General features: G+C 72.6%; 18 protein-coding genes. 14 read left to right on the top strand and 4 right to left on the bottom strand.

Annotated elements, in window-relative coordinates:
• Window positions 1–3: 3 nt before the first annotated feature.
• The gene (locus tag NFS20_RS13550) at window positions 4–531 is read left to right on the top strand and encodes a maleylpyruvate isomerase N-terminal domain-containing protein (RefSeq protein WP_251152328.1); all 528 of its coding nucleotides are present in this window, start codon (window positions 4–6) and stop codon (window positions 529–531) included.
• Window positions 532–567: 36 nt separating this feature from the next.
• Here NFS20_RS13550 and NFS20_RS13545 read toward each other — a convergent pair whose 3' ends face one another.
• Entirely contained in the window at window positions 568–1,626 is a 1,059-nt protein-coding gene (locus NFS20_RS13545; protein WP_251152327.1) for a LacI family DNA-binding transcriptional regulator, read from the bottom strand.
• A gap of 207 nt (window positions 1,627–1,833) precedes the next feature.
• Between NFS20_RS13545 and NFS20_RS13540 the strand changes: the two genes are divergently transcribed.
• The 6 genes from NFS20_RS13540 to NFS20_RS13515 all read left to right on the top strand — a co-directional run bounded on the left by NFS20_RS13540 (window position 1,834) and on the right by NFS20_RS13515 (window position 10,649).
• Window positions 1,834–3,135, top strand: coding sequence for an ABC transporter substrate-binding protein (locus NFS20_RS13540; protein ID WP_251152326.1), 1,302 nt, complete (start codon window positions 1,834–1,836; stop codon window positions 3,133–3,135).
• Between the two features lie 145 nt (window positions 3,136–3,280).
• Window positions 3,281–4,165, top strand: coding sequence for a carbohydrate ABC transporter permease (locus tag NFS20_RS13535; RefSeq protein WP_251152325.1), 885 nt, complete (start codon window positions 3,281–3,283; stop codon window positions 4,163–4,165).
• A 3-nt stretch (window positions 4,166–4,168) separates the two neighbouring features.
• Window positions 4,169–5,071: a carbohydrate ABC transporter permease gene (locus NFS20_RS13530; protein ID WP_251152324.1), complete on the top strand. Its 903-nt coding sequence runs from the start codon at window positions 4,169–4,171 to the stop codon at window positions 5,069–5,071.
• Window positions 5,071–7,725 (top strand): family 78 glycoside hydrolase catalytic domain, encoded by a 2,655-nt coding sequence (locus NFS20_RS13525; protein WP_251152323.1) that lies wholly within the window; start codon window positions 5,071–5,073, stop codon window positions 7,723–7,725. The genes NFS20_RS13530 and NFS20_RS13525 overlap by 1 nt, the downstream gene beginning before the upstream one ends.
• 1 nt (window position 7,726) lies before the next feature.
• A complete protein-coding gene (locus NFS20_RS13520; RefSeq protein WP_251152322.1) occupies window positions 7,727–9,970 on the top strand; it encodes a glycoside hydrolase family 3 C-terminal domain-containing protein in 2,244 nt (747 codons plus the stop codon).
• Window positions 9,971–9,980: 10 nt separating this feature from the next.
• On the top strand, window positions 9,981–10,649 hold the full coding sequence (locus NFS20_RS13515) for a ThuA domain-containing protein (RefSeq protein ID WP_251152321.1): 669 nt from the start codon (window positions 9,981–9,983) through the stop codon (window positions 10,647–10,649).
• 23 nt (window positions 10,650–10,672) lie between these two features.
• Here NFS20_RS13515 and NFS20_RS13510 read toward each other — a convergent pair whose 3' ends face one another.
• Window positions 10,673–11,800, bottom strand: coding sequence for a Gfo/Idh/MocA family protein (locus NFS20_RS13510; protein ID WP_251152320.1), 1,128 nt, complete (start codon window positions 11,798–11,800; stop codon window positions 10,673–10,675).
• Entirely contained in the window at window positions 11,797–13,749 is a 1,953-nt protein-coding gene (locus NFS20_RS13505; RefSeq protein WP_463106191.1) for a DUF6807 family protein, read from the bottom strand. The genes NFS20_RS13510 and NFS20_RS13505 overlap by 4 nt, the downstream gene beginning before the upstream one ends.
• 284 nt (window positions 13,750–14,033) lie before the next feature.
• Here NFS20_RS13505 and NFS20_RS13500 point away from each other — a divergent pair, with 284 nt between their 5' ends.
• The 6 genes from NFS20_RS13500 to NFS20_RS13475 all read left to right on the top strand — a co-directional run bounded on the left by NFS20_RS13500 (window position 14,034) and on the right by NFS20_RS13475 (window position 21,585).
• A complete protein-coding gene (locus tag NFS20_RS13500) occupies window positions 14,034–14,948 on the top strand; it encodes a carbohydrate ABC transporter permease (protein WP_251152652.1) in 915 nt (304 codons plus the stop codon).
• Window positions 14,941–15,930 carry a carbohydrate ABC transporter permease gene (locus NFS20_RS13495; RefSeq protein ID WP_251152318.1) on the top strand — a complete coding sequence of 330 codons (990 nt, stop codon included), beginning with the start codon at window positions 14,941–14,943 and terminating at the stop codon, window positions 15,928–15,930. Before NFS20_RS13500 ends, NFS20_RS13495 begins: the two co-directional genes overlap by 8 nt.
• 90 nt (window positions 15,931–16,020) lie before the next feature.
• The gene (locus NFS20_RS13490) at window positions 16,021–17,364 is read left to right on the top strand and encodes an ABC transporter substrate-binding protein (RefSeq protein ID WP_251152317.1); all 1,344 of its coding nucleotides are present in this window, start codon (window positions 16,021–16,023) and stop codon (window positions 17,362–17,364) included.
• A gap of 213 nt (window positions 17,365–17,577) precedes the next feature.
• Window positions 17,578–18,960 (top strand): Gfo/Idh/MocA family oxidoreductase, encoded by a 1,383-nt coding sequence (locus tag NFS20_RS13485; protein WP_251152651.1) that lies wholly within the window; start codon window positions 17,578–17,580, stop codon window positions 18,958–18,960.
• Complete coding sequence (locus NFS20_RS13480) at window positions 18,957–20,504, top strand: UxaA family hydrolase (protein WP_251152316.1); 1,548 nt, start codon at window positions 18,957–18,959, stop codon at window positions 20,502–20,504. Before NFS20_RS13485 ends, NFS20_RS13480 begins: the two co-directional genes overlap by 4 nt.
• A 55-nt stretch (window positions 20,505–20,559) precedes the next feature.
• Window positions 20,560–21,585 carry a 3-oxoacyl-[acyl-carrier-protein] synthase III C-terminal domain-containing protein gene (locus tag NFS20_RS13475; RefSeq protein WP_251152315.1) on the top strand — a complete coding sequence of 342 codons (1,026 nt, stop codon included), beginning with the start codon at window positions 20,560–20,562 and terminating at the stop codon, window positions 21,583–21,585.
• Between the two features lie 51 nt (window positions 21,586–21,636).
• On the opposite strand, the gene NFS20_RS13470 is transcribed toward NFS20_RS13475, so the two are convergent.
• A complete protein-coding gene (locus NFS20_RS13470) occupies window positions 21,637–22,599 on the bottom strand; it encodes a helix-turn-helix transcriptional regulator (protein WP_251152314.1) in 963 nt (320 codons plus the stop codon).
• 63 nt (window positions 22,600–22,662) lie between these two features.
• Between NFS20_RS13470 and NFS20_RS13465 the strand changes: the two genes are divergently transcribed.
• Window positions 22,663–23,808 (top strand): epoxide hydrolase family protein, encoded by a 1,146-nt coding sequence (locus NFS20_RS13465; RefSeq protein ID WP_251152313.1) that lies wholly within the window; start codon window positions 22,663–22,665, stop codon window positions 23,806–23,808.
• Window positions 23,809–23,913 lie beyond the last annotated feature (105 nt).

Here is a 23,913-nt window from a genome sequence, read left to right as displayed (position 1 = left end):
GCGATGGCCGCACGTACCGACCGCGTCACCGACCCCGGCATCAGGTCCGACCTCCTGCTGGCGCGACGGGGGACCGCCTACTTCTCCCGCAAGCTCAACGAGCTCTCCGACGTCGACCTGTACGGCGCGTCTCGCGTGCCCGGCTGGAGCCGAGCGCACGTCGTCGCGCACGTGGGCTATCACGCCCGGGAGCTGGCCGGTGCCATCGAGCTCGCACGCACCGGCGCGCGCCCGGATCCTGAGGTGGCGTACGGACTCGACACGGTGGACTTCGGTGCCACGCTGCCACCCAGCGCGCTGCGCAACCTGCACGCACACGCCGCAGTTCATCTGGACGTCGAGTGGCGCGACCTTCCGCCCGAATGCTGGGAGCGGGTGGTCAGCGTTCCGGAGTCCGGCGACGAGAAGGTGTCGCGCACCCCGTGGCTGCGAGCACGGGAGGTGTGGCTGGCGGCCCTGGACCTCGACAACGGAGCTCGGCGGGAGGATCTGCCCGTGCAGGTGTGGGAGCGTCCTCCGATCACCGTGTGAGGTGGTTGCGCCCACAGGTCCGCCGGGATGACGCCGTCAGGCGTCAGCCCGACGGGCCTGTCCGGTGCTGGCGCGCACGACGAGCGATGGCGCCAGCACGACGGCCTCGTGCTCGTGACCCTCCGCGTCGCGTCCCTCCTGGATCACCAGTCGCATGCCCTCACGCCCCATCTTCTCGCCCGGCTGGGCGACGGTCGTGATGGGGATCGGGCTGTCCCACGCCGCCTGGTTGTTGTCGTAGCCCACGACGGCGACGTCGTCGGGGACGCGCACGTCCAGCGTCGACTCCAGAGCCTGGACGATCCCCGCCGCGAGGAGGTCGGTCGCCGCGACCACGCCGTCGACCAGCCCCGCGCGCACGTCGTCGACGATCGCGCGCCCGACCTCCCAGCCGTCAGCCCGGTTGACGCCCGTCGGCGTGATGGTCCGCACGTGGCTCACCCCGCGCTCGCTCACGGCACGGGCGAAGCCTTGCGCCCGGTGCCGCACCGGCTCGAGGCCCCCGGGACCGCCGACGAAGACGAGGCGCTGGCGCCCCACCTCGACGAGATGGTCGGTCGCCAGCCATCCTCCGTGCTCGTTGTCGACGGCGACGCTGCAGAACCGGGTCGACGGCACGGCGAGATTGAGCATCACCGTCGGTGCCGTCCGCGGTGTCTGGCCCGCGATCGCCGCGAAGTGGTCGCTGTCGTTCAGCGTCAGGAGCACGCCGGCGACACGAGCCTGGGTGAAGGTCCGCAGGTGTCGGGTCTCGCGGTCGAGGCGGGTGTCGCTGTTCGCGATCATCAACGAGTACCCGCCGTCTTCCGCCGCTGCCTCCGCGCCGCGCGCCACGTCGACGAACAACGAGTTGCTCAGGTCGGGCAGGACGATGCCTACCGTCCTGCTGGTACCCGCTGCGAGCGAGCGGGCATTCGCGTCCGGGACGTAGTCCAGCATCGCCATCGCCCGCACGACCTTGTCGGCCGTCGCGGTCGACACGCGTCCGGGGTGGTTCAGCACGTTCGACACGGTCCCCGACGACACCCCGGCCAGCGCCGCGACGTCACCGATGGACGGTCGTGACCGTCCCCCCACCTCGCCGTTCTCAGCCATCCTCACCTCTCTCGCGCTTCCGCAGCGCAGCATAGCCGTTGTTGATCCGCTTCATCGACCAGGTGAATAGGCCCAGGAGAAGCGGGCTCCACGCTGCTGCCAGTGTTTCCAGTGCACATCGGGGACTTGCCACCATCGCGGTCGACACTCTAGCCTCCTCGATTGAAGCGCTTCAAAGGCGTAGCGAAAGACTTCGAGGAGGAAGTGATGATCACTCAGGGACAGCGGCGCGCGGCGCTGCTCACGGCATCGACGCTGTCGATCGCGTTGCTCGCGTCGGCGTGCTCGGCAGGTGACGGCGGCGAGCAGGGCGGCGAGGCCAGCGGAAAGTTGGAGTACCTCTCCCTCGCGGAGAACACGGCGGTCAAGGACACCCTGACCGCGCTGAGCGAGGACCAGTGCGCCGCGCCGGAGGAGGCGTCCCCGCTGTCCGTCACGACGCAGCCGCAGGCCAGCTTCGACCAGCAGCTGCAGCTCCTCGCGGGCCAGGACGCGCTGCCGTCGCTCTTCGCGACCGGCAACTCGCCGCAGGTGATCAAGGACGTCCACGGGGCCGACCAGCTCGTCGACATCGACGCCGAGCTCGAGGAGCTGGGCAAGTCCGACGCGATCATCCCGGCGGCCCGCTCCACGATCGAGGCGCTCTACGACGGCGAGGTCTACGTCCTCCCGTCCGAGTTCAACGTCGAGGGCATCTGGTACAACAAGGCGCTCTTCGAGGAGAACGGGATCAGCATCCCCACGACGTTCGACGAGCTCGCCACCGCGGCGGAGCAGCTCGCGGCGGCCGGGGTCACGCCCATGGCCGCCGCCGGCAAGGACGGCTGGCCGCTCACGCGCCTGGTCGGCAACTACATCTACCGCTCCGTCGGCCCCGACGCGCTGCAGAAGGTCGCCGACGGCGAGGCGAAGCTCACGGACCCGGAGTACGTGGAGGGCGCGGCGAAGATCGCCGAGCTCGGCGAGGCAGGGGCGTTCGGTCCGTCGGTCGGCTCCATCGACTACACGACGGCCATGAACGAGTTCCTCACCGGCAAGGCCGGCATGTACTACATGGGTTCCTGGGCGCTCGCGAACTTCAACGACCCCGCGCAGAACCAGCTCGGCGCGGACGGCATCGGCTTCGTCCCGTTCCCCGACGTCGACGGCGGGTCGGGCGACTCGACCCAGCTCGCGGCCAACATCGGCGTCCCGCTCGCGATGTCCCAGAGCGCGTTCGACGACGGCGCGAAGGAGTGGCTCGGCTGCATCGCGGACAACTTCGGCACGCAGTCGCTCGCGGAGCAGGGCGTCATCACGGGCTTCGCGGCCGACGACGCCCTCGACGTCGAGCCCCTCACCGGCATCGTGCAGGACCAGATCGCGTCCGCGGACACGACCGTCCTGTGGTTCGAGGCCCTGTTCAACCCCAAGGCCACCACGACGGCGACGTCGAACGCGCAGCTCCTCGTCACCGGGCAGATGAGCCCCGAGGACTTCATGGCCGACGTCCAGGCGGATCTCGGCTGACCTGCCCGACGGGGGCGGCCAGCCCCACCGTTCCGACCAGGGCTGACCAGCCCTCCGCGGGGCGTGCGCCGGACGCCGGCCACGCCCCGCGGACCCTTCAGCACGCGGGTCCCGAGGCGGACCCCTCACGACGGAGAGACACTCCATGCGTCACGTACTCGGTGATCGGCGCGCGATCGCCCTGCTCCTGGGGCCGGCCCTCGCCCTCTACACCCTGATCCTGCTCGTCCCCGTCGTGTGGTCGCTCGGCTACACGTTCTTCGAGGGCAACGCGATCAGCGGGTTCACGTTCGTCGGCGCCGACAACTTCGTCCGCCTGGCCACCGATCCCGCGGTGCGCGACGCGCTGTGGTTCACCGTCAGGTTCGCGCTCGTCCTCACCGTCGTGCAGGTCGCCGTCGGGTACCTGCTCTCGCTGCTGTACGTCTTCGTCCTGCGACGGTCGTCCGGGATCGTGCGGACGCTCGTCTTCTTCCCGGTCGTGCTGCCGACGGTCGCGGTGGCGCTCATGTTCCAGCAGCTCTTCGAGTCCGCCCCGCGCACGGGCCCCGTCAACGCGCTGCTCGAGGCGGTCGGCATCGGCGCCGTCGACTGGTTCGCGAGCGGCTCGAGCGCGTTCTGGGTGATCATCCTCATGGAGGCCTGGCGGTCGATGGGGTTCTACGCGGTGCTGCTGTACGCCGGCCTCGTGGACATCCCCGAGGAGACGCTCGAGTCCGCGCGCCTCGACGGCGCGTCGGGCGCACGCCTCGTGCGGCACATCGTGCTCCCGCTCTCCCTGCCGGTGCTGCTCTCGTCGGTGATCTTCTCGATCAACGGCACGCTCAAGGTCTTCGACTCCGTGCTCGCGCTGACGAACGGCGGGCCGGGCAGCCAGACGACGCCGCTGACGCTGTACATGTACCAGACCTCGTTCAGCTACGGCGAGTACGGGTACGGCAGCTCCCTCGCGCTGCTGCTGACGATGCTGTGCCTCGTCGTGACCCTCTTCATCTTCCGCTCGAGCCGCCGCGACCTGACGAAGGCCTGAACCATGACCACCACCCTCGCTCCCACCACCGCCCCGTCCACGCCGACGCGTGCGCCGCGGCGCCGTCGGCCCGCTCGACGCGTCTGGCACTCGGTCTGGACCGGCCTGGTCACCGCCCTCGTGCTCGTGATCGTCGTCTACCCGCTGGTGTGGCTCGTCCTCGGCTCGCTCAAGTCCCAGCCGGAGTTCCTGAACAACCCGACGTTCGCCCTGCCGGAGAACTGGGCGAACTTCGACAACTACGTCACGGCGGTCACCGACGGCAACCTCGGGACGTACGCCCGCAACAGCGTGCTCGCCGTGGTGCCCTCCCTCTTCCTGACGATCCTGCTCGGCGTCGCCGCCGGGTTCGCGCTCGAGGTCATGGTGTGGAAGGGGCGTTCGACGACGCTGCTGCTCTTCCTCGCCGGGATCATGATCCCTGGCCAGATGATCCTGCTGCCGCTGTTCACCATCTACTTCGAGGTCGGGCTGACCGGTTCGCTGTGGCCGCTCATCATCACGTACACGACGATCGGGCTGCCCCTCACGGTGTTCATGATGGCGACGTTCTTCCGTAGCGTGCCGCGCGAGATCTTCGAGGCCGCCACGCTCGACGGCGCGAACGTCCTGCGGATGTTCTTCTCCGTGGGCCTGCCCCTGGTGCGCAACGCGATCTTCACCGTGGCGCTCGTGCAGTTCTTCTTCATCTGGAACGACCTGCTCATCGCGCTGACCTTCACCAACCGCGACGAGCTGCGCACGATCCAGGTCGGCCTGCTGAACTTCCGCGGCCAGTTCGGCCAGGTGGACTACGGGCCGACGTTCGCCGCGATCTGCCTCAACGTGTTCGGCACGCTGGCGATCTACCTCTTCCTCAACCAGCGGGTCATGAAGGGCCTCACCGCCGGCTCGGTGAAGGGCTGATGGGCGCCGCCGTCGTCGACCTCCGCGCCGAGCACCGCACGGACGCCCTGGGGATCGACGAGCGCGCGCCCCGCCTGAGCTGGCGCCTCGAGGGGTGCGCTCCGGGTGTCGAGCAGCGCTCGTACGAGGTCTCGGTCGACCGGGACGCGCAGGACCCGTCCACCGTGCGCGCAGCATCCGCGGACGTCTCGCTCGTGCCGTGGCCCGGCGTCCCGCTCGAGCCCCGGGAGCGCGCATCCGTGCGCGTCCGGGCGACGCTCAGCGACGACAGCACCACGGCGTGGTCCGAGCCGCTGACCGTCGAGGTAGGTCTCGGTGCGGAGGACTGGCTCGAGGACTTCGTCTCTCCCTCGCTCACCGCCGCGGCCTCCGGGCCCCGGCCCGGATGGCTCCTGCGCGCCACCTTCAGCGTCCCGGCGTCCGCCGTCCGGGTGCGTGCCTACGTCACCGCGCACGGTGTCTACGACCTCGAGGTCAACGGGACCGCCGCGTCGGACGCGGTGCTCGCGCCGGGCTGGAGCAGCTACGGGCACCGGCTCAGGTACCAGACCCTCGACCTCGGTCCCGCGACGACACCGGGCGAGAACGTGCTCGGGATCTGGCTGGCCGACGGCTGGTACCGCGGGCGGATCGGCTTCAACGGCGGGCTCTGGGACGTCTACGGCACCGACGTCGCCGCGCTCGTCCAGGTCGAGGCTCGGCACGCCGACGGCACCGTCGAACGGCTCCCGCTGCGGTGGCGCACTGCTCCGGCTCCGATCACGGCGTCCGGGCTCTACGAGGGCGAGACCCACGACGCGCGGCTCGAGCAGCCGGGCTGGTCCCGGCCGGGCTTCGACGACGCGCTGTGGGAGCGTCCCGCCGTCCTGCCGCGCCGCTCCTTCCTGCACGCTCTCGAGGCCTCGCCCGGTCCCGCGGTCCGGGTCGTCGAGACCCTTGCGCCGGTGTCCGTCGAGCACCGTCCCGGCGGCCGCGTGCGCCTCGACCTCGGTCAGAACGTCTCGGGCACGATCCGGTTCACGGCGTCCGCCCCGGCGGGCCACGTCCTGAGGCTGCACCACGCGGAGGTCCTCGAGGACGGCGAGCTGTCCGTGCGGCCGCTGCGCTCCGCGACGTCCGTCGACGAGTACGTGTTCGCCGGTGACGGGCCGGAGACCTGGACACCTCGGTTCACCCTGCACGGCTTCCGCTACGTCGAGCTCGAGGGCTGGCCCGCCGGGGAGGACCTGGGGACCGTCGAGGCGCTCGTCGTGCACTCGGCGATGCGCCGCACGGGCTGGTTCGGCTCGTCGCACGACCTCCTCGACCGCTTCCACGAGAACGTGGTCTGGAGCATGCGCGACAACTTCGTCGACCTGCCCACGGACTGCCCTCAGCGCGACGAGCGGCTCGGGTGGACGGGGGACATCCAGGTGTTCGCCCCTGCTGCGTCCTTCCTGCACGACAGCACGGGCGTGCTGCTGAGCTGGCTGCGCGACGTGAAGGCGGAGCAGCGCGACCAGGGCACGATGCGCAACTTCCACCCGTGGCTCGAGTGCGGCTTCCCGGCGGAGCCGGCCGCCGCGTGGGGCGACGCCGCGGTCGTCGTCCCGTGGACCCTGTACGAGCGCACCGGCGACGTGCAGGTCCTGCGCGACCACGTCGAGAGCATGGCCGCCTGGGTCGACCAGGTCGAGCGCGCCACCGGCGGTACCGGGCTGTGGGACACCGGGTTCCAGCTCGGGGACTGGCTGGACCCCGCGGCGCCCCCGGACAACCCGGGGGAGTCACGGACCGACCCGCACCTCGTGGCGACCGCCTACCACGCCCGCAGCAGCGCGCTCCTCGCGCGGACCTGGGACGTCCTGGGCGACGCCCGGAGGGCGCAGGCCGCCACGGCCGTCGCCGCGCGTGCTCGTCGCGCGTTCCGGGACACGTTCGTCTCGCCGGCGGGGCGCGTGGTCAGCGACACCGTGACGGCGCTGTCCGTGGCGATCTGCTTCGACCTCCTGGACGACGAGGCGCAGGTCCGTGTCGCCGGGGAGCGCCTGGTCGAGCTGGTCCGCGAGAGCGACCACCTCATCAGCACCGGGTTCGTCGGCACACCGCTCGTCTGCGACGCTCTGACGCGTGTCGGCGCGGCCGACACGGCCTACCACCTGCTCCTGCAGACGCGCTGTCCGTCGTGGCTCTACCCCGTGACGATGGGCGCGACGACCGTGTGGGAGCGCTGGGACAGCATGCTCCCGGACGGGAGCGTCAACCCGGGGGAGATGACCTCGTTCAACCACTACGCGCTGGGTGCGGTCGTCGACTTCATGCACCGCGTGGTCGCGGGCATCGCGCCCGCGGCTCCGGGCTACCGCGAGATCGACGTCGCGCCCCGCCCGGGGGGCGGGCTGACGCACGCCTCCGCCTCGCACCTGTCGCCGCAGGGTCTGATCCGGGTGGAGTGGCGTCGCGACGGCGACCGCTTCGACCTGGAGGTCGAGGTCCCGCCGGGCGCCCGCGCCACCGTGCACCTGCCCGACGGCAGCGCGCCGGTCGAGGTCGGTCCCGGCACGACGCACCACGCGTGCCGCTGGCGGGGGGCGTCGGACGACCCCCCGCTGCCGCGCCGCTGGAACATCCACGACCCGCAGGACCGTGCGCTGATGGAAGCAGGAGCCGCCTGACATGACGACGACCTCCCCCGCCGCCCTGGACGACGCCGCGAGGCTCCTGTTCGGCGCCGACATGGCGAGCACCCGGGCGTCCGACGACGTCCCGCGGCTCGTGCTGTCCGACGGGCCGAGCGGGCTCGCGATGAACCTGCCCGGCTTTGCGGGCAAGGTGCCGGCGACCAGCTTCCCGGCCCCCGTGGCGCTCGCCGCGACGTGGGACGTCGGGCTCGTCGAGCAGGTCGGCGCGGCGATCGGCGCTGAGGCCCGCGCGGCGGGGGCCGACGTGCTGCTCGGCCCTTCGGTCAACATCAAGCGCTCGCCGCTCGGGGGGCGGAACTTCGAGTACTACTCCGAGGACCCCCGCCTTGCCGGCCGGGCGGGTGCCGCCTTCGTGCGGGGCGTGCAGAGCGAGGGCGTCGGCGCCTGCGTCAAGCACTTCGCGGTCAACAGCCAGGAGACCGACCGGATGCGGGTGAGCGCGGAGGTCGACGAGCGTGCGCTCCGCGAGATCTACCTGCCCGCGTTCGAGCACGTCGTCCGCGAGGCGCGGCCCGCGATGGTCATGGCGTCGTACAACCGCGTCAACGGCGTGCACGCGGCGCAGGACCCCTGGCTCCTGACCCGGGTCCTGCGCGAGGAGTGGGGCTTCGACGGCGCGGTCGTCTCCGACTGGGGCGCCGTCGACGACCCGGTCGCGGCCGTCGCGGCGGGGCTCGACCTCCAGATGCCCGGGCCCGCCGACGCCTCGCGAGACGCCGTGCTCGACGCGGTCGCCGACGGCCGGCTCGACACGGAGTGCGTGCTCGACGCCGCCGGCCGCCTGGCCTCGGTGGCGCGGCGGTGGTCCGGTCGGCCCGCGCGGACGGTGGACCGGGCCGCGCACCAGGCGCTGGCGCGCCGGGTCGCCGAGGCGTCGGTCGTGCTCCTGCGCAACGAGGGCGGCACGCTGCCGCTGCGGGGCGCCGGGACGCTGCTCGTCGTCGGCGAGCTCGCCCGTGCGCCGCACCGGGAGGGTGGGGGCAGCGCGCACGTCGGGACCGAGGTCCCCGAGACGTCCGGTGACACGCCTCTCGACGCGCTGCGCGCCGTGTGGGACGGCGAGGTCCGGTTCGAGCCCGGGTACCCGGTCGACGGTCAGCTCGGTGCGTCCGGGACGTCCGACGACGGTGCCGGTACCGACGCGGCGGACCTGGCGATCCGCCGCCAGGCGCAGGCGGCCGACGCGGTGGTCCTCGTCGTCGGCCCGCCCGCCGGCAGCGACTCCGAGGGGTACGACCGCGACACGATCGACCTGCCCGCCGAGCAGGTCCGGCTGATCGAGGCGGTCGCCGGCTCCGGCACGCCGACGGTCGTCGTGATCAACGCCGGCGGCGTCGTCCGCACGTCCCCGTGGGACCGGGCCGTGGGCGCCGTCGTGCACATGTGGCTCCCCGGCGCGTCGGGCGGCGGCGCCGTCGTCGACGTCCTGACGGGCGTGACCAACCCGTCGGGCAGGCTGCCCGAGACGTTCCCGGTGTCCCTGCGGGACACCCCGGCGTGGCCGGGCTTCCCGGCGACCGGTGGCCGCGCCTTCCACGCGGAGGGCACGCTCGTCGGGTACCGCTGGTACGACCGCGCGGAGAAGGACGTCGCGTACCCGTTCGGGCACGGGCTGAGCTACACCACGTTCGCGTACTCGGGCCTGGAGGCCGTCGAGGAGGACGAGGAGCACGTCCGCCTGCGCTTCACCCTGACGAACACGGGCGACCGTGCGGGCGCCGAGGTCTGGCAGGCGTACGCGGGCCGGGAAGGGGCGGGACCGACGGAGCCGGTCCGGCGGCTCGTCGGCTTCGGCAGGGTGCACCTCGAGGCGGGCGGCTCCGCCGAGGTCGACCTGACCGTGGACCGGCGAGGCTTCGCGACGTGGGACCAGGCCGCCGGTGGCTGGGCCGTGACGGCGGGCGACCACGCCGTCGAGGTGGGGGCGTCGTCACGCGACCTGCGTGCACGCGTCATCGTGCCTCGCTCCGCGCACGGGCCGCGCCCGCGCCCGACGCTCAGGTCGACGCTCCGCGAGTGGGTCGAGGACGACGTCCTCGGCCCGCGGCTCCTCGACGCCGTCGCCGCGGCGGACCCCTCCGGCTCGACGACCGGGTTTCTCACGAGCCCGGTGATCCGCGCGATGATCGGCGACATGCCGATCGCGAGGCTGTTGGCGGACCCCGCGAACGCCCTGAGCACCGAGCTTCTCGACGGGCTCCTCGACACGACCCGGTAGGTTGCGGCGCATGACCACGCCGAGCCGCGCCCTCGTCCTCGCCGGCCGCGGACGGTACGAGGACCCGTGGCACGACCACGCCGCGACGTCGCACGTCGTAGCCGGTCTGCTCGGCGAGCAGGGCGTCGACGCGCAGGTGCGGTCCACGTTCCCGGACGCGTTCGGCGACCTCGGCGCGTTCGACCTCGTCGTGGTGAACGCCGGCCGTGGCCGCCCCGACCCGGGCTTCGACGGCGACGACGCCGCGTGGGCGCCCGCCCACGAGGCGGTCCGGGCGTACGCGGCCGCGGGCGGCGCGCTGCTCGGGCTGCACCAGGCCGCGAACGCGTTCGCGGACGGCCCGCACTGGGCGGCACTCCTCGGGGGGCGCTGGGTGCCAGGCACGTCCTGGCACCCGCCGCAGGACGTCGCGACGTTCACCCCGGTGGGCGACCACCCCGTCGTCGGCGGCCTCGGCCCGGTCGTGGCGGACGACGAGCGCTACCGGGACCTCGTCGTCGACCCCTCGTCGCGCGTCCTGCTCACGGCACGGCACGACGGGACGGACCAGCCGGTCGCGTGGGTGAGCGCCGGGGCCCGCGCCGTCTACGACGGTCTGGGCCACGGCGTGGAGTCGTACGCCTCGCCGTCGCGGCGCGAGCTCCTGCGCCGTGAGGTGGACTGGCTCCTGAACCGCTGAGTCTCCTCACACGCCCGGACCGCTCAGCGCGCCCAGGGGACGCCGAGCTCGGTGAACGTCCGCGCGCTCCGGGCGGAGTCCTCGCACCACCGCGCGACGTCGGCCACCACGGGGTGGCGGTCGTCGCCCTCGCCGAGCCAGGTCACGCCGTCGTCGGGGATCGCGCGCGGTGCAGGTGCGGTCCGGACGGCCTCGAGCACGCGCATGAACGCTCCGGTGTCGCGGACGTCGCACGCGAGACGCCGGTCCGGGTCCTCGCGCGTCGCGAGCAGGTCCTCGAGGAGGTTCGTCCGGCCGTAGGTCTTCTCGACCTGGAGCCGCGGCGTGCGCAGCGTGACGCGGTCGTGCTCGTACTCGAAGGTGATCTCTCCGTCCGTGCCCAGCACGAGGACCCGCGCGGGCGTCCGCTCCTGCGCGCACAGCGTGAGCCCGGCGCCGAAGCGCCTCCCGTCCGCCGTCACGACCCGCAGCGACGACGTGTCGTCGGACTCGATCGGGTTCGCGCGGTACAGGTCCACGACGACGTGCGCCACGTCCGCGGACGTCCTCGCCCCGCCGACGCGCAGCATCGTCGCGACGGCGTGCGCGAGCGGGTTCGTCACGACGCCGTCGACGACGTCGCGCCCGTCGAGGCGGCGCCGGCCCGCCCAGGCCGCGCGTCCCCAGTAGCCCGCCGTCCGCACCCACGTGCCGACCGCGCCGTACCCGACGACCTCGCCGATCTCGCCGTCGGCGACGAGCTCCGTCACGGCGTCGATCGCGTGCGACCCGAACGACTGGAAGCCGACCTGGCACAGGCGACCGGTGCGCTCGGCCGTCTCGACGATCGCCGCGTGCTCCGCCAACGACGCCGCCGTGGGCTTCTCGAGCAGGACGTCGAGCCCGGCCTCCATCGCGACGCGCGCGAGCGGGAGGTGCGTGTGGATCGGCGTGCACAGGATCACGACCTCGGGCCGGACGTCGGGATCGGCCGCGGAGAGCAGGTCGCCGAGCGTCGGGAACCAGGGCGCGGGGTCGTCGTCGGGCCGCCGGGGGTCGACGACCGCGCTGAGGCGCACGAGGCCGCGCTCGGCGAGCGCCGCGACGGCGCGCAGGTGCGACCCCCCGTGACCGTGGATGCCGACGACCGCTACCGGCGTCGCGTCGCTCATCGGACGCGTCCCGCGTACGAGGCCGCCTCGTCGAGGTCGAGCGCCCGGTCCACGAGGACGGCGCGGACCCCGGTCTCGAACGTCCCACCGGCCGGGACGGTCCGCGGCGTTTCCCACGCCAGGGCCGGGCCCGTGCCCGGGTACTCCGACGCCCGGACGAACCAGGGCAGCGGCTCGCCGGGCTGGACGAGGACGAGCGTCGTGCGGCGGTCCCCGTGCTCCTGGACGTACGCCACCCAGGGGGACGTGCTCCCGTGGGCGAGCTCCTCGCCGGTGCCGGCGGCGCTGAGGACCTCGGTGCGGCCGGCGATCGGCAGGCGCCAGAACAGCCCGCCGTAGCCGGCGCCCGGCCGCCCGTTGGTGGCGGGCGACCCGATGACGAGCGCCCCGCGCTCGGCGCGCAGCGTCGAGCTCCAGTCGAGCACCCAGGCGTCCGTGTCGAGCAACCAGGCGTCGAGCCGGCGGTCCTCCTCGAGCTGGGGGACGCCGTGCTCGTCGTGCCAGCGCACGCGGTCGTGCAGGAGGTGCGGCTCGACGGGGTCGACGAGCAGGGCACGGCTCAGCTGGCGGCCGTGGTTCGGCAGCAGCGTCGGGCCGACGTCGCTGACGAACGTGCGCCCGCCCCAGTAGGACGTGCCGTTGACGTCCGGCACGGCGACGGAGACGCCGTAGTGGTGACGGTGGTCGACGGGTCCGGAGTCGGTGAGGGGAACGCCGGCGAGCGTGTGGACCGGGTGCAGGAAGCTGCGGGGCGCGTGCACCTGCGGCAGCCGGTCGCCCTGCTGGTAGCGCGCGAGGCGCAGGTCCCCGTAGCGGAGCCCGACGGCGTCGCCGTCCGTCTCCCAGCGCACGACGTCCCCGGGGGAGGGTGCGGAGACCCCGGTGGCCTCGGGTGCCCGCGTCTCCGGCTGGGCGGCGCGCGAGCGCACGACGCCGCGGGGCGCGGGGCCGGTGCTCGCCCGGACCTCGAGAGAGGGGTCGAAGCGCGTCGCGTGCGAGGCGCCCTGGTTCGCGTCGATCAAGGCCGACAGCTCCTTCCACGCGTGCCGGCCGAGCTCGGCCTGGGGAACCGCGACGGTGGTCAGTGACGGGGTGGCGTACCGCGCGAGGTCGATGTCGTCGAACCCTGCGACGGAGAGGTCGGCCGGGATCGCGACCCCGGCCTCGTTGAGGCCCGCGAGCAGGCCGAAGGCGACGAGGTCGTTGAACGCGACGACCGCCGTCGGGCGGGCGGCGAGCACCTCGTCGACGGCGGCGTGGCCCGCGGCGATGTCGGAGCCGCCGAGGAGCTCGACGACCTCGACGTCGGGGCGGCGGTCGAGCACGCGGCGCAGCCCTTCGCGGCGCTGCGCGTCGGAGGTGCTGCCCGGAGGGCCCGCGAGGTAGACGACGCGGCGGTGGTCGAGGCCCACGAGGTGCTCGAGCACCTGCTCGGCGGCGTGGGCGTAGTCGACGACGAGCGCGGGCACGTTGGCGCCGGCGAGCGAGCGGTTGACGAGGACCACGGGCGCGACCTGGGGGACGAGGTCGGCGAGCAGGGCGTCGGGCATGCGCGGCGAGACGAGGACGAGCGCGTCGCACCGCAGTCGTGCCTCGAGCGCGATCGCGGCCTCCTCGCTCGGGTCCTCCGCGCTGTCCGCGACGAGGACGCGGTAGCCCGACGGCGCCGCCGCCGTGGTCACGCCGCGCAGGATCTGCTGGAAGACCGGGTTGCCGAGGTCGGGGACGACGAGCGCGATCGTGTGGGTGCGCCCGATCGACAGGCTGCGGGCGACGTTGCTCGGGCGGTAGCTCAGCTCCGTGGCGACGCGGCGCACGCGCTCGGTGATCTCGGGGTCGACGGTCGACCGGCCGTTCATGACCCTCGACACCGTCGCGCGCGAGACACCCGCCGCCGTCGCAACGTCGGCGATGGTGATCTGGTCTCGGCGTGTGCTCACGCTGGCCATCGTTCTCCCTCGGGTCGTCGGGCGCGCGTCCTCGGCGCCCCCCGCGTCGTCGCGGGCACGCTCTCCCGGCCCCTGGCCGGTCGCGATGGCATGACGGTACACCATGGGAAACCGGTTCCTGGTGTGATACGTTCCTCCACGTGCAACCGGTTTCCCGCTACGGCGACGGATGCGCACCGTGTTCCGATCAGTGTCGACCGGAGGTATGGCATGACCCGCAACGCTGTAGGCGGCGCGCCCCCTGAAGGAGGCGTGCCGTGGCGACCGTGACCGAACCCGCGAAGGTGGGCGGCGACGCGCCGGCACGCCGGCCCGTGGCCCGCAGGAGGCGTGGTGACGGCCGAGCGGCGGCGCTGTTCCTCGCGCCGTGGTTCGCCGGTCTCCTGCTGATCACGGCCGTCCCCATGGCCGCCTCCCTGTATCTGTCGTTCACCGACTACGACCTCCTGCAGGCGCCGTCATGGGTGGGCTTCGAGAACTACGAGCGCATGCTCGAGGACCCGCGCCTGCACAACTCGTTGCGCGTGACGTTCACCTACGTGTTCGTGTCGGTGCCGCTCCAGCTCGCCGCGGCACTCGGCCTCGCGCTCCTGCTGGACAAGGGCATGCGGGGTCTCGCGATCTACCGCTCGGTGTACTACCTGCCGTCGCTCCTCGGCGGCAGCGTGGCCATCGCGATCCTGTGGCGCCAGGTCTTCGGCGCCGACGGGCTCCTCAACCAGGTGCTCGCCTTCTTCGGGATCCAGGGTCAGGGCTGGGTGTCGCACCCGGACTACGCGCTCGGGACGCTCGTGGTCCTCAACGTCTGGACGTTCGGGGCGCCGATGGTCATCTTCCTCGCGGGTCTGCGCCAGATCCCGGCGATGTACTACGAGGCGGCCTCGATCGACGGCGCCGGCAGGACGCGGCGGTTCTTCGCCATCACCGTCCCGATGCTCACGCCGATCATCTTCTTCAACCTCGTCCTGCAGCTCATCAACGCCTTCCAGTCCTTCACGCAGGCCTTCGTCGTCAGCGGCGGGACCGGCGGCCCGGCGGACTCGACGATGTTCTACACGCTCTATCTCTACCTGAAGGGCTTCGGCTCCTACGAGATGGGCTACGCGTCGGCGATGGCCTGGTTCCTGCTCCTCATCGTCGGCGGCATGACGCTCGTCAACTTCCTCGCCTCCAAGTATTGGGTCTTCTACGATGACTGAGACGACGACCGGCGCCGTGCGGCGCACCACGTCCGCGGCCGGCGACGACCCGCACGGCGGCTCGGCCGCCGGGGGTACCGCCGACGCCCGCACCACCCTCACCGAGCTCGCGGCCGAGGCCTCTCAGCGTCCCGTGCGCCGCCAGGGACGCCTGCGCTCCCGCGCGGCGTCCGGCGTCAAGCACGTGCTGCTCGTGGCGTTCGGGTTCATCATGCTCTACCCGCTGCTGTGGATGCTCGCGAGCTCGTTCAAGCCGACGGCGCTCATCTTCCGCGAGCCCGGGCTCATCCCGTCCGAGATCGACCTCTCCAACTACACCGAGGGCTGGGGTGCGCTGCTCCACCCGTTCAGCCACTACCTGATGAACTCGGCGATCGTGGTCCTGGGGTCCGTCCTCGGCAACCTCGTGGCGTGCTCGCTCGCGGCCTACGCGTTCGCGCGACTCGAGTTCCGCGGCCGCAAGGTCTGGTTCGCCATCATGCTCATGACGATCATGCTGCCGATCCACGTGATCATCGTGCCGCAGTACATCCTCTTCTCGTCGTTGAGCTGGATCAACACGTTCCTGCCGCTCATCGTGCCGAAGCTCCTGGCCACGGACGCGTTCTTCATCTTCCTCATGGTCCAGTTCTTCCGCGGCATCCCGCGCGAGCTCGACGAGGCGGCGCGCCTGGACGGGTGCGGCCACGGGCGCATCTACGCGCGGATCATGATGCCGCTCGCGCTCCCGGCCCTCGCCACGACGGCGATCTTCACGTTCATCTGGACGTGGAACGACTTCTTCAGCCAGCTCATCTTCCTCACCAAGCCGGACATGTACACGGTCCCGATCGCGCTGCGCACGTTCGTCGACTCGACCGGCCAGAGCTCGTGGGGACCGATGTTCGCGATGTCCATCGTCTCGCTGGTACCCGTCTTCCTCGTCTTCCTGTTCGGCCAGAAGTACCTCGTCAAGGGCATCGCCACGACGGGCATCAAGTAGCTCACCTCGCACCACCGCACGACTCCGCCCCGGCTCCAGGCCGGACCGCGACCGAAACGACGACGTCTCGTCACGCACCGAAGGAGAGTCATGAACACGTTCACCACCCGCGCGGGGCGCCCCGCTGCACGCCGCAGCGCGGCCGTCGCGGCCGCCCTCGTCGCCGGAGCCCTCACGCTGACCGCGTGCTCGGGTGACAGCGGAGCCCTCCCCGAGGACGAGGAGTCCTCGTCGACGGCCGAGGAGGGTCCCGTCGAGATCCGCTTCGCGTGGTGGGGCTCGGACACGCGCCACCAGACCACGCAGGAGATCATCGACCTCTTCGAGGAGAAGAACCCCGACATCACGGTCGTCCCCGACTTCACCGACTGGAGCGGGTACTGGGACAAGCTGGCGACCTCGGTGGCAGCGGGCGACGCGCCCGACGTGATCACCCAGGAGGAGCGCTACCTCGCCGACTACGCGAGCCGTGGGGTGCTCGCCGACCTCGCCGAGCTGGACGTCGACACGTCCGCGATCGACGAGTCGATCGTGAAGACGGGTGAGACCGACGGGGGCCTGTACGGCATCCCGACGGGCGTGAACGCCTACACGGTCCTCGCCGACCCCCAGGCGTTCGAGGCCGCGGGCGTGGAGATCCCGGACGACACCACGTGGACCTGGGAGGACTACGTCGAGACGGCCAACGCCGTCGCGGCCGGGTCCGAGGGCGTCTACGGGACCCAGGACTACGGCTTCAACGAGGCCGGCATCTCGATCCGCGCGCGCCAGCTCGGCGAGGCGCTGTACACCGCGGACGGTGAGCTGGGCGTCTCGGAGGAGACGGTCGCCGACTTCTTCCAGACGTCCCTCGACCTGCAGGCCGGCGGGGGCGAGCCGGACGCCGCGCGCTCCGTCGAGATCGAGGCCGCCGGACCGGAGGGCTCGCTGCTCGGCACGAACACCGGTGCGATGGGCTTCTGGTGGTCCAACCAGCTCGGTGCGGTGAGCACCGCCGCGGGACGCGACCTGGAGCTGCTGCGCGTGCCCGGCGAGTCCGACGGCGAGCGCACCGGCATGTACCTCAAGCCGGCGATGTACTACTCCGTCGCCGAGACCTCGGAGCACCCGGAGGCCGCCGCGAAGTTCGTCGACTTCCTCCTCAACGACCCCGAGGCCGGCGCGCTGATGCTCTCCGACCGCGGTCTCCCCGCGAACGTCGACGTCCGTGAGGCGATCCTGCCCGACCTGCCCCCGACGGACCAGCAGGTCGCCTCCTTCATCGAGGAGATCAGCGAGGACATCGTCGACGGGCCGGCCGTGCCCCCGCAGGGCGCGGGCGACGTCACCGACATCCTCATCCGCGTCAACACCGAGGTGCTCTTCGGCAACCTCTCGCCCGCCGACGCCGCGGCGCAGTTCATGACCGAGGTCGAGGCAGCCATCGGCGGCTGACGCACCGATCCACCGGGTGCCGACAGCGCCCGGGCACGACTGGCCGGACCGTCCCCGTCGCCCCACGGGGACGGTCCGGCCGACCGCCCGCCACCCACCGGCGGACGGGACACCACCCACGGAAGGACCGCTTTGCCTCCCCTCGCCGAGTCCCCCCGAGACACCGACACCCGTCGCCGCTACGCGGTCGTCGGGACCGGGCACCGGGCCCAGATGTACGTCGACGCGATCCTCGGGCCGCACCGCGACGTCGCGCGGATCGTCGCGTGGTGCGAGCCGAACCCGGTCCGCTCCGCGTTCTACGACGACCTGGTGGCCGCCGCCGGGGAGGCGCCCGTCCCGACGTACGCGCCCGACGACCTCGAGGGGATGATCGAGCGCGAGCGCGTCGACGCGGTCGTCGTGACGTCGCCCGACCGCACCCACGCGGACGTCGTCGCGCGCGTGCTCGCCGCCGGGGCCGACGTCGTGCTGGAGAAGCCGATGACCACGACCGGGCGGGGCTGCCGCCAGATCGTGGACGCCGTCGCCGAGCACGGTCGCGACGTCGTGGTGACGTTCAACTACCGTTACTCGCCCCGGAACACCGCGCTCAAGCAGGTCATCGCGAGCGGTGAGATCGGCGAGGTCACCGCGGTCCACTTCGAGTGGGTCCTCGACACCGTGCACGGCGCCGACTACTTCCGCCGCTGGCACCGCGAGAAGGCGATCTCCGGCGGGCTCCTCGTCCACAAGTCGAGCCACCACGCGGACCTCGTCAACTGGTGGGTCGACGACGAGCCCGACCTGGTGTTCGCGCGCGGCGGCCTGCGCTTCTACGGGGCCGACGGCGCAGGGTCCGACGACGCGCCGGCGGGGAGCCGGCCCGCGCGCGGGACGCGCGGTGCTCCCGACGGCCCTGCGGCGGACGCGCCGCGCGACCTGTTCCTCCTCGACCTCGCCGACGACCAGCGCCTGGCCGACCTGTACCTCGACGCCGAGGCGCACGACGGGTACCGGCGCGACCAGGACCCGTTCGCGCCCGGGGTGACGATCGAGGACACGGCTGCCGTGATCGTCCAGTACGGCCGCGGCGCCCTCCTCACCTACTCGCTGACCGCCTACGGACCCTGGGAGGGGTACCGCGTGAGCGTCACCGGGACGCGCGGCCGCGCGGAGCTCGAGGTCGTCGAGCGTGGTGCCGTCCTCACGGACGAGGACGGTCGGCCCGTCCTGGACCCGTCCGCGCAGGAGGCGCTGGCCACCGGGCCGACGCGCCCGCGCGGCGAGCGGCTCGTCGTGCAGCGGCACTGGGAGGAGGCGCGGGAGGTGCCGATCCCGAGGGGGCAGGGGTCTCACGGGGGCGGCGACGCGATGCTCCTGCAGGACGTCTTCCGCGGTCCGGGCGAGGACCCGCTCGGTCGTCCCGCGGGCTGGCGCGACGGGCTGCTCGCGGCCGGTGTCGGGATCGCCGCGAACAGGTCGCTCGAGACCGGCCTGCCGGTCCGCCTGGCCGACGCGGTCGGCGGTGCGCACCGGGAGCTCACGGCCACCGTCGCCGACGCCTCCGACCTCGACCCCGACGACGCGGCGCGCGTGCAGGCGGTCGGGGCATGACCGCGTCCACGCACGAGCGCGCCGCGCTGCTCGTGCTGCGCGCCGAGGACGACGTCGCGGTCGCCACGCGCGACCTCGTCCCCGGTGACGTCGTGGCGGCCGAGGGCGGCGAGACCGTCACGGTCCGCAACGACGTCCCGCGCGGGCACAAGGTCGCGCTGCGCGCGGTGCCGACGGGCGATCCCGTGCGCAAGTACGGGCAGGTCATCGGGGTCGCGTCGGCGTCGATCGAGCCGGGCGACCACGTGCACGTGCACAACCTGGGCTTCGAGGAGGGCGAGCGCGAGCACGAGCTCGCCACGGTCCGCACCGCGCTCGAGACGCCCGCGGGACCGCGGCCCACGTTCCGCGGCTACCGCCGCGCCGACGGCCGCGTGGGGACGCGCTCGTACGTCGCGATCCTCACGTCCGTGAACTGCTCGGCGAGCACGGCGAAGATGATCGCCGACCAGTTCCGCGGGTTCGCGATGGACGGCTACGAGCACGTCGACGGCGTCGTCGCGCTCACCCACCAGTCGGGGTGCGGGCTCGTCCCGACGAGCGACGGCGCACAGGTGCTCCTGCGGACGCTGCGCGGGTACGCGGGGCATCCCAACGTCACGGGCGTGCTCGTGCTCGGCCTCGGCTGCGAGATGATCGCCGTCGACACGGTCCTCGCCGGAGCGCAGCTCTCCCCGGACACCGTCGTGCGGACCCTGACCATCCAGGACTCGGGAGGCGTGCGCGCGACCGTCAAGGCGGGTGCCCAGGCCGTCCGGGAGATGGTCGAGGAGATCGACGGCCGCTTCGAGCGCACCGAGTGCGACGTGTCCGAGCTCGTCCTCGGCCTCAACTGCGGGGGCTCCGACGGGTACTCCGGCATCACGGCGAACCCCGCGCTCGGGATCGCGTCCGACCGCCTCGTCGCCTACGGCGGCACGTCCGCCCTGGCGGAGACGCCGGAGGTCTTCGGCGCGGAGCACCTCCTCACGCGGCGCGCGGTGACGCCCGAGGTCGGACAGCGTCTGCTCGACCGCCTCGCGTGGTGGCAGGAGTACGCCGCAGCGGGCGGCGGGAGCCTCGACAACAACCCGTCGCCGGGCAACAAGGCGGGCGGCCTGACGACGATCCTCGAGAAGTCCCTCGGCGCCGTCGCGAAGGGCGGCCAGGCCGACCTCGCCGCGGTGCACGAGTACGCCGAGCCCATGACGACGAAGGGCTTCGTCTTCATGGACACCCCGGGCTACGACCCGGTCTCCGTGACGGGCCTCGTCGCCGGCGGTGCGAACGTCGTGTGCTTCACGACCGGGCGCGGCTCGGTGTTCGGGTGCAAGCCCACGCCGTCGATCAAGCTCGGGACGAACAGCGAGCTCTACGCCCGGATGGGCGACGACGTCGACATCGACTGCGGGCGGATCGTCGACGGCACCGCGACCCTCGAGGCCGTCGCCGACGAGATCTTCGCGCGCATCCTCGCCGTCGCGTCCGGCGAGCAGACGGCGAGCGAGGACCTCGACATCGGCGGCGAGGAGTTCGTCCCCTGGCAGCTCGGGACCGTCACCTGAGCGGTCGTGACCCGGCGGCTTGGACGATCCGCCGGGCACGGTGAATGATCGACGCATGCTCACACCTGCCACCGGCGCGCCCGGCTCGCGCATCGTCGGCCTCGGACACCACCAGCCCGAGAAGACGCTCACCAACGACGACGTCGCGCAGCTCGTCGAGACGAACGACGAGTGGATCCGGTCCCGGACGGGCATCGTCACCCGGCACGTCGCCGACGACGACACGACCGTCGCCGACATGGCCGTCGGGGCCGCCCGCCACGCGCTCGACGACGCGGGCGTGGCGGCCGCCGACGTCGACCTCGTGATCGTCGCGACGGCGACCGCCGTCGACCGCTCGCCCAACACCGCGGGCCGCGTCGCGTACCACCTGCGGACCGGCGTCATGCCCGGGCAGTCGACGCCCGAGGAGGCGTCCGAGCTCGACCTGCGCGGCGTCGTCGGGCCTGCGGTGCTCGACGTCAACGTCGCGTGCTCCGGGTTCGCGCACTCCGTCGCGCTCGCCGACCAGGCGATCCGCGCCGGGTCCGCCCGCACGGCCGTCGTGATCGGGGCCGAGAAGCTCACCGCGTTCACCGACTGGACCGACCGCAGCACGTGCATCCTCACCGCCGACGGCGCGGGCGCCGCCGTGCTCCAGGCGACCGACACCCCCGGCGTCGGCCCGGTGACGTGGGGCTCCGAGCCCGACCTCACCCCCGCCGTGCTCATCGAGGCGCCGGCCGACAAGTTCGCCCAGGACGGCCGCGCCGTCTTCAAGTGGGCCATCACGCGCGCGGCAGAGCGCGCGAGGCTCGTCGTCGAGCGGTCCGGCGTGGCGCTCGACGACATCGAGGTGCTGGTCGCCCACCAGGCCAACCTGCGCATCATCGAGCCGCTCGCCAAGGCGCTCGGCATGGAGGACAGGGTCGTCGTCACCGACATCGTCGAGTCGGGCAACACCTCCGCCGCGTCGATCCCGCTCGGGCTGTCCAAGTGGTGGCACGCGGGCAGGATCCCCGCCGGCGCGCCCGCGCTGCTCTTCGGCTTCGGGGGTGGGTTCGCGTGGGCGGGCCAGGTCGTGGAGACGCCGTCGCGCTGAGTGCTCTCGGGGTGCGTCCCGTGACACACCTCGCGAGGCGCCCGGTCGGACTCACCTCGAGGGCGTACCGCCCGCTGCGCGGCGGAACCTCGTCGCGAGGCGATCGAACGCCATCGCGAGCTCGTCCCCGTCGATCACCTCGATGTCGGCGTCGAGCTGCGTCAACCACAGCGCGAGACCGTCCGGGTCGTCGGAACCCAGCTCGACGCGGCACGTGGACTCGTCGACCGTCTCGATGTCGAGCGGGACGGGGATCGTCGCGGCGACCTTGGCGGCGGGAGCGTGCACGAGCACCCGGGCCCGGTACCTCCAGGCCGCCTTGCTGACGCGTCTCACGACGAAGTCGACGGCGTCGTCCTCCGGGATCGCGCGCGGGCGGGACCGCGCCCCCGTCGGTGCGTGCGGGACCATGCGGTCGACACGGAAGACCCGCCAGTCGTCACGGTCCAGATCCCACGCGAGGAGGTACCAGAGCGGACCCCAGGTCACGAGCCGTTGCGGTTCCGTGTGACGGGCCCCTTCGATGCCCCCGGGCTTCGTGTACCCGAACCTGAGCCGCTCCTGTCCACGGATCGCGGCAGCGACTGCCGCGAGAACCGAGAGATCGAGCGGCGGCTCAGACCCGGGGACGACGCTCGTCGCCTCGCGCACGGCCTCGACGCGTCGGCGCAGGCGCGAGGGGAGCACCTGCTCCAGCTTCGCCAGCGCGGTGAGCGACGTCTCCTCGACGCCGAGCCGCTGGGTCGCGACGACACCCAGCCCGACGGCGACGGCGACGGCCTCGTCGTCGTCGAGCAGGAGCGGTGGCATCGCCGTCCCGGCGGCCAGCCGGTAACCGCCCGCGACGCCAGGGCGCGCGTCCACCGGATAGCCCAGCGACCGCAGCCTGCCGATGTCGGCGCGCACCGTCCTCGTGCTCACTCCGAGCCGGCCGGCGAGCGCGGAGCTCGTCCAGTCGCGCCTGAGCTGGAGGAGCGACAGCAGCTCGAGCAGGCGGGCCGAGGTCTCCAACATGGTCTCGATCATCCCAGCGATCGCGGAAGGTTCTCTGCCGCATCTGCTGGAAACCTCGAGCGCATGACCGAGAACACCGCCCTCACACCGTTCCGCATCGACATCCCTCAGGCAGACGTCGACGATCTGCGCCGCCGTCTGGCCCACACCCGCTGGCCCGTCCCCGTCCCGGGCCGGGATGATCGCACCGACTTCAGCCGTGGCATCCCGCTGGTGTACCTGAAGGAGCTGGCCGAGTACTGGCGCGACGGGTTCGACTGGCGTGCGCAGGAGGCGAGGCTCAACGAGCACGAACAGCTCACCACGGTCGTCGACGGGCAGACGTTCCACGTCGTCCACGCGCGATCGGCGAACCCGGGGGCCGTGCCGCTGATGCTGAACCACGGCTGGCCGAGCTCGTTCGTCGACTACCAGCGGCTCATCCCGCTGCTGACCGACGAGTTCCACGTGGTCATCCCGTCACTGCCCGGCTTCGGGTTCTCCACGCCGCTGTCGGGGACCGGCTGGGAGCTCGCGCGGACGACGGAGGCCTTCGCGGAGATCATGACGCGCCTGGGCTACGAGAGGTTCGCCGCCCACGGCACGGACATCGGTGCGGGCACCACGGGACGCCTCGCGGCGGTCCACCCGGAGCGCGTCCTCGGCACGCACCTCGGCATCGACCGCCGGTTGCTCGCTCTGCTCGGCGACAAGTTCCCCTACCCCGACGGCCTGTCCGACGACGAGATCGCCGAGCTCGAGGCGGTGCGCTCCGAGAACGCTGGCGAACGCGGGTATCTCGAGATGCAGGACCATCGGCCCGACACGATCGGCGCCGCGCTCACGGACTCGCCGGTCGGTCAGCTCGCGTGGATCGCCGAGAAGTTCAAGACCAGGGCCGACGGCGCCTACCGGGCGCCGGACGAGACGGTCGACCGCGACCAGCTCCTGACGAGCATCAGCCTGTACTGGTTCACCCGCAGCGGTGCGTCGAGCGCGCAGTTCTACTACGAGTCGGAGCACTCCGGACTCGACCTCGTCATGGCGGCCCCCGGGGTGCCGTCCGGCTGGGCCGTGTTCGACACCCATCCCCTCGTGCGCCGCGCGATGGACCCGTGGAAGGCGATCGGCCACTGGAGCGAGTTCACCGAGGGCGGTCATTTCCCCGCGATGGAGCAGCCGGAGCTGCTCGCAGGCGACCTCCGCACGTTCCTCCGCGGCCTCGCGTGACCTACCCTGCCCGAAAGCCGCAGGCTCGAGACCGTGCGACCGCTCCGCCGTCGGGCAGGAGGCCGGGCGGGACGACGGCCGGTCCCCGCACGATGCGGCGGCGCG

The sequence above is a fragment of the Cellulosimicrobium sp. Marseille-Q4280 genome, from assembly GCF_943181405.1.
In the GTDB taxonomy this organism is placed as follows: Bacteria; Actinomycetota; Actinomycetes; order Actinomycetales; family Cellulomonadaceae; genus Cellulosimicrobium.
The sequence above is the reverse complement of the archived record's forward strand: the minus strand, read 5'-3'. Positions and strand labels throughout refer to the sequence as shown.

What these genes read in the sequence shown, in the direction of transcription:
- NFS20_RS13550 (WP_251152328.1), top strand. Translation starts at nt 4, where the DNA reads ATGGCCGCACGTACCGACCGCGTCACCGACCCCGGCATCAGGTCCGAC.
- NFS20_RS13545 (WP_251152327.1), bottom strand. Translation starts at nt 1,626, where the DNA reads ATGGCTGAGAACGGCGAGGTGGGGGGACGGTCACGACCGTCCATCGGT.
- NFS20_RS13540 (WP_251152326.1), top strand. Translation starts at nt 1,834, where the DNA reads ATGATCACTCAGGGACAGCGGCGCGCGGCGCTGCTCACGGCATCGACG.
- NFS20_RS13535 (WP_251152325.1), top strand. Translation starts at nt 3,281, where the DNA reads ATGCGTCACGTACTCGGTGATCGGCGCGCGATCGCCCTGCTCCTGGGG.
- NFS20_RS13530 (WP_251152324.1), top strand. Translation starts at nt 4,169, where the DNA reads ATGACCACCACCCTCGCTCCCACCACCGCCCCGTCCACGCCGACGCGT.
- NFS20_RS13525 (WP_251152323.1), top strand. Translation starts at nt 5,071, where the DNA reads ATGGGCGCCGCCGTCGTCGACCTCCGCGCCGAGCACCGCACGGACGCC.
- NFS20_RS13520 (WP_251152322.1), top strand. Translation starts at nt 7,727, where the DNA reads ATGACGACGACCTCCCCCGCCGCCCTGGACGACGCCGCGAGGCTCCTG.
- NFS20_RS13515 (WP_251152321.1), top strand. Translation starts at nt 9,981, where the DNA reads ATGACCACGCCGAGCCGCGCCCTCGTCCTCGCCGGCCGCGGACGGTAC.
- NFS20_RS13510 (WP_251152320.1), bottom strand. Translation starts at nt 11,800, where the DNA reads ATGAGCGACGCGACGCCGGTAGCGGTCGTCGGCATCCACGGTCACGGG.
- NFS20_RS13505 (WP_463106191.1), bottom strand. Translation starts at nt 13,749, where the DNA reads ATGGCCAGCGTGAGCACACGCCGAGACCAGATCACCATCGCCGACGTT.
- NFS20_RS13495 (WP_251152318.1), top strand. Translation starts at nt 14,941, where the DNA reads ATGACTGAGACGACGACCGGCGCCGTGCGGCGCACCACGTCCGCGGCC.
- NFS20_RS13490 (WP_251152317.1), top strand. Translation starts at nt 16,021, where the DNA reads ATGAACACGTTCACCACCCGCGCGGGGCGCCCCGCTGCACGCCGCAGC.
- NFS20_RS13485 (WP_251152651.1), top strand. Translation starts at nt 17,578, where the DNA reads ATGTACGTCGACGCGATCCTCGGGCCGCACCGCGACGTCGCGCGGATC.
- NFS20_RS13480 (WP_251152316.1), top strand. Translation starts at nt 18,957, where the DNA reads ATGACCGCGTCCACGCACGAGCGCGCCGCGCTGCTCGTGCTGCGCGCC.
- NFS20_RS13475 (WP_251152315.1), top strand. Translation starts at nt 20,560, where the DNA reads ATGCTCACACCTGCCACCGGCGCGCCCGGCTCGCGCATCGTCGGCCTC.
- NFS20_RS13470 (WP_251152314.1), bottom strand. Translation starts at nt 22,599, where the DNA reads ATGTTGGAGACCTCGGCCCGCCTGCTCGAGCTGCTGTCGCTCCTCCAG.
- NFS20_RS13465 (WP_251152313.1), top strand. Translation starts at nt 22,663, where the DNA reads ATGACCGAGAACACCGCCCTCACACCGTTCCGCATCGACATCCCTCAG.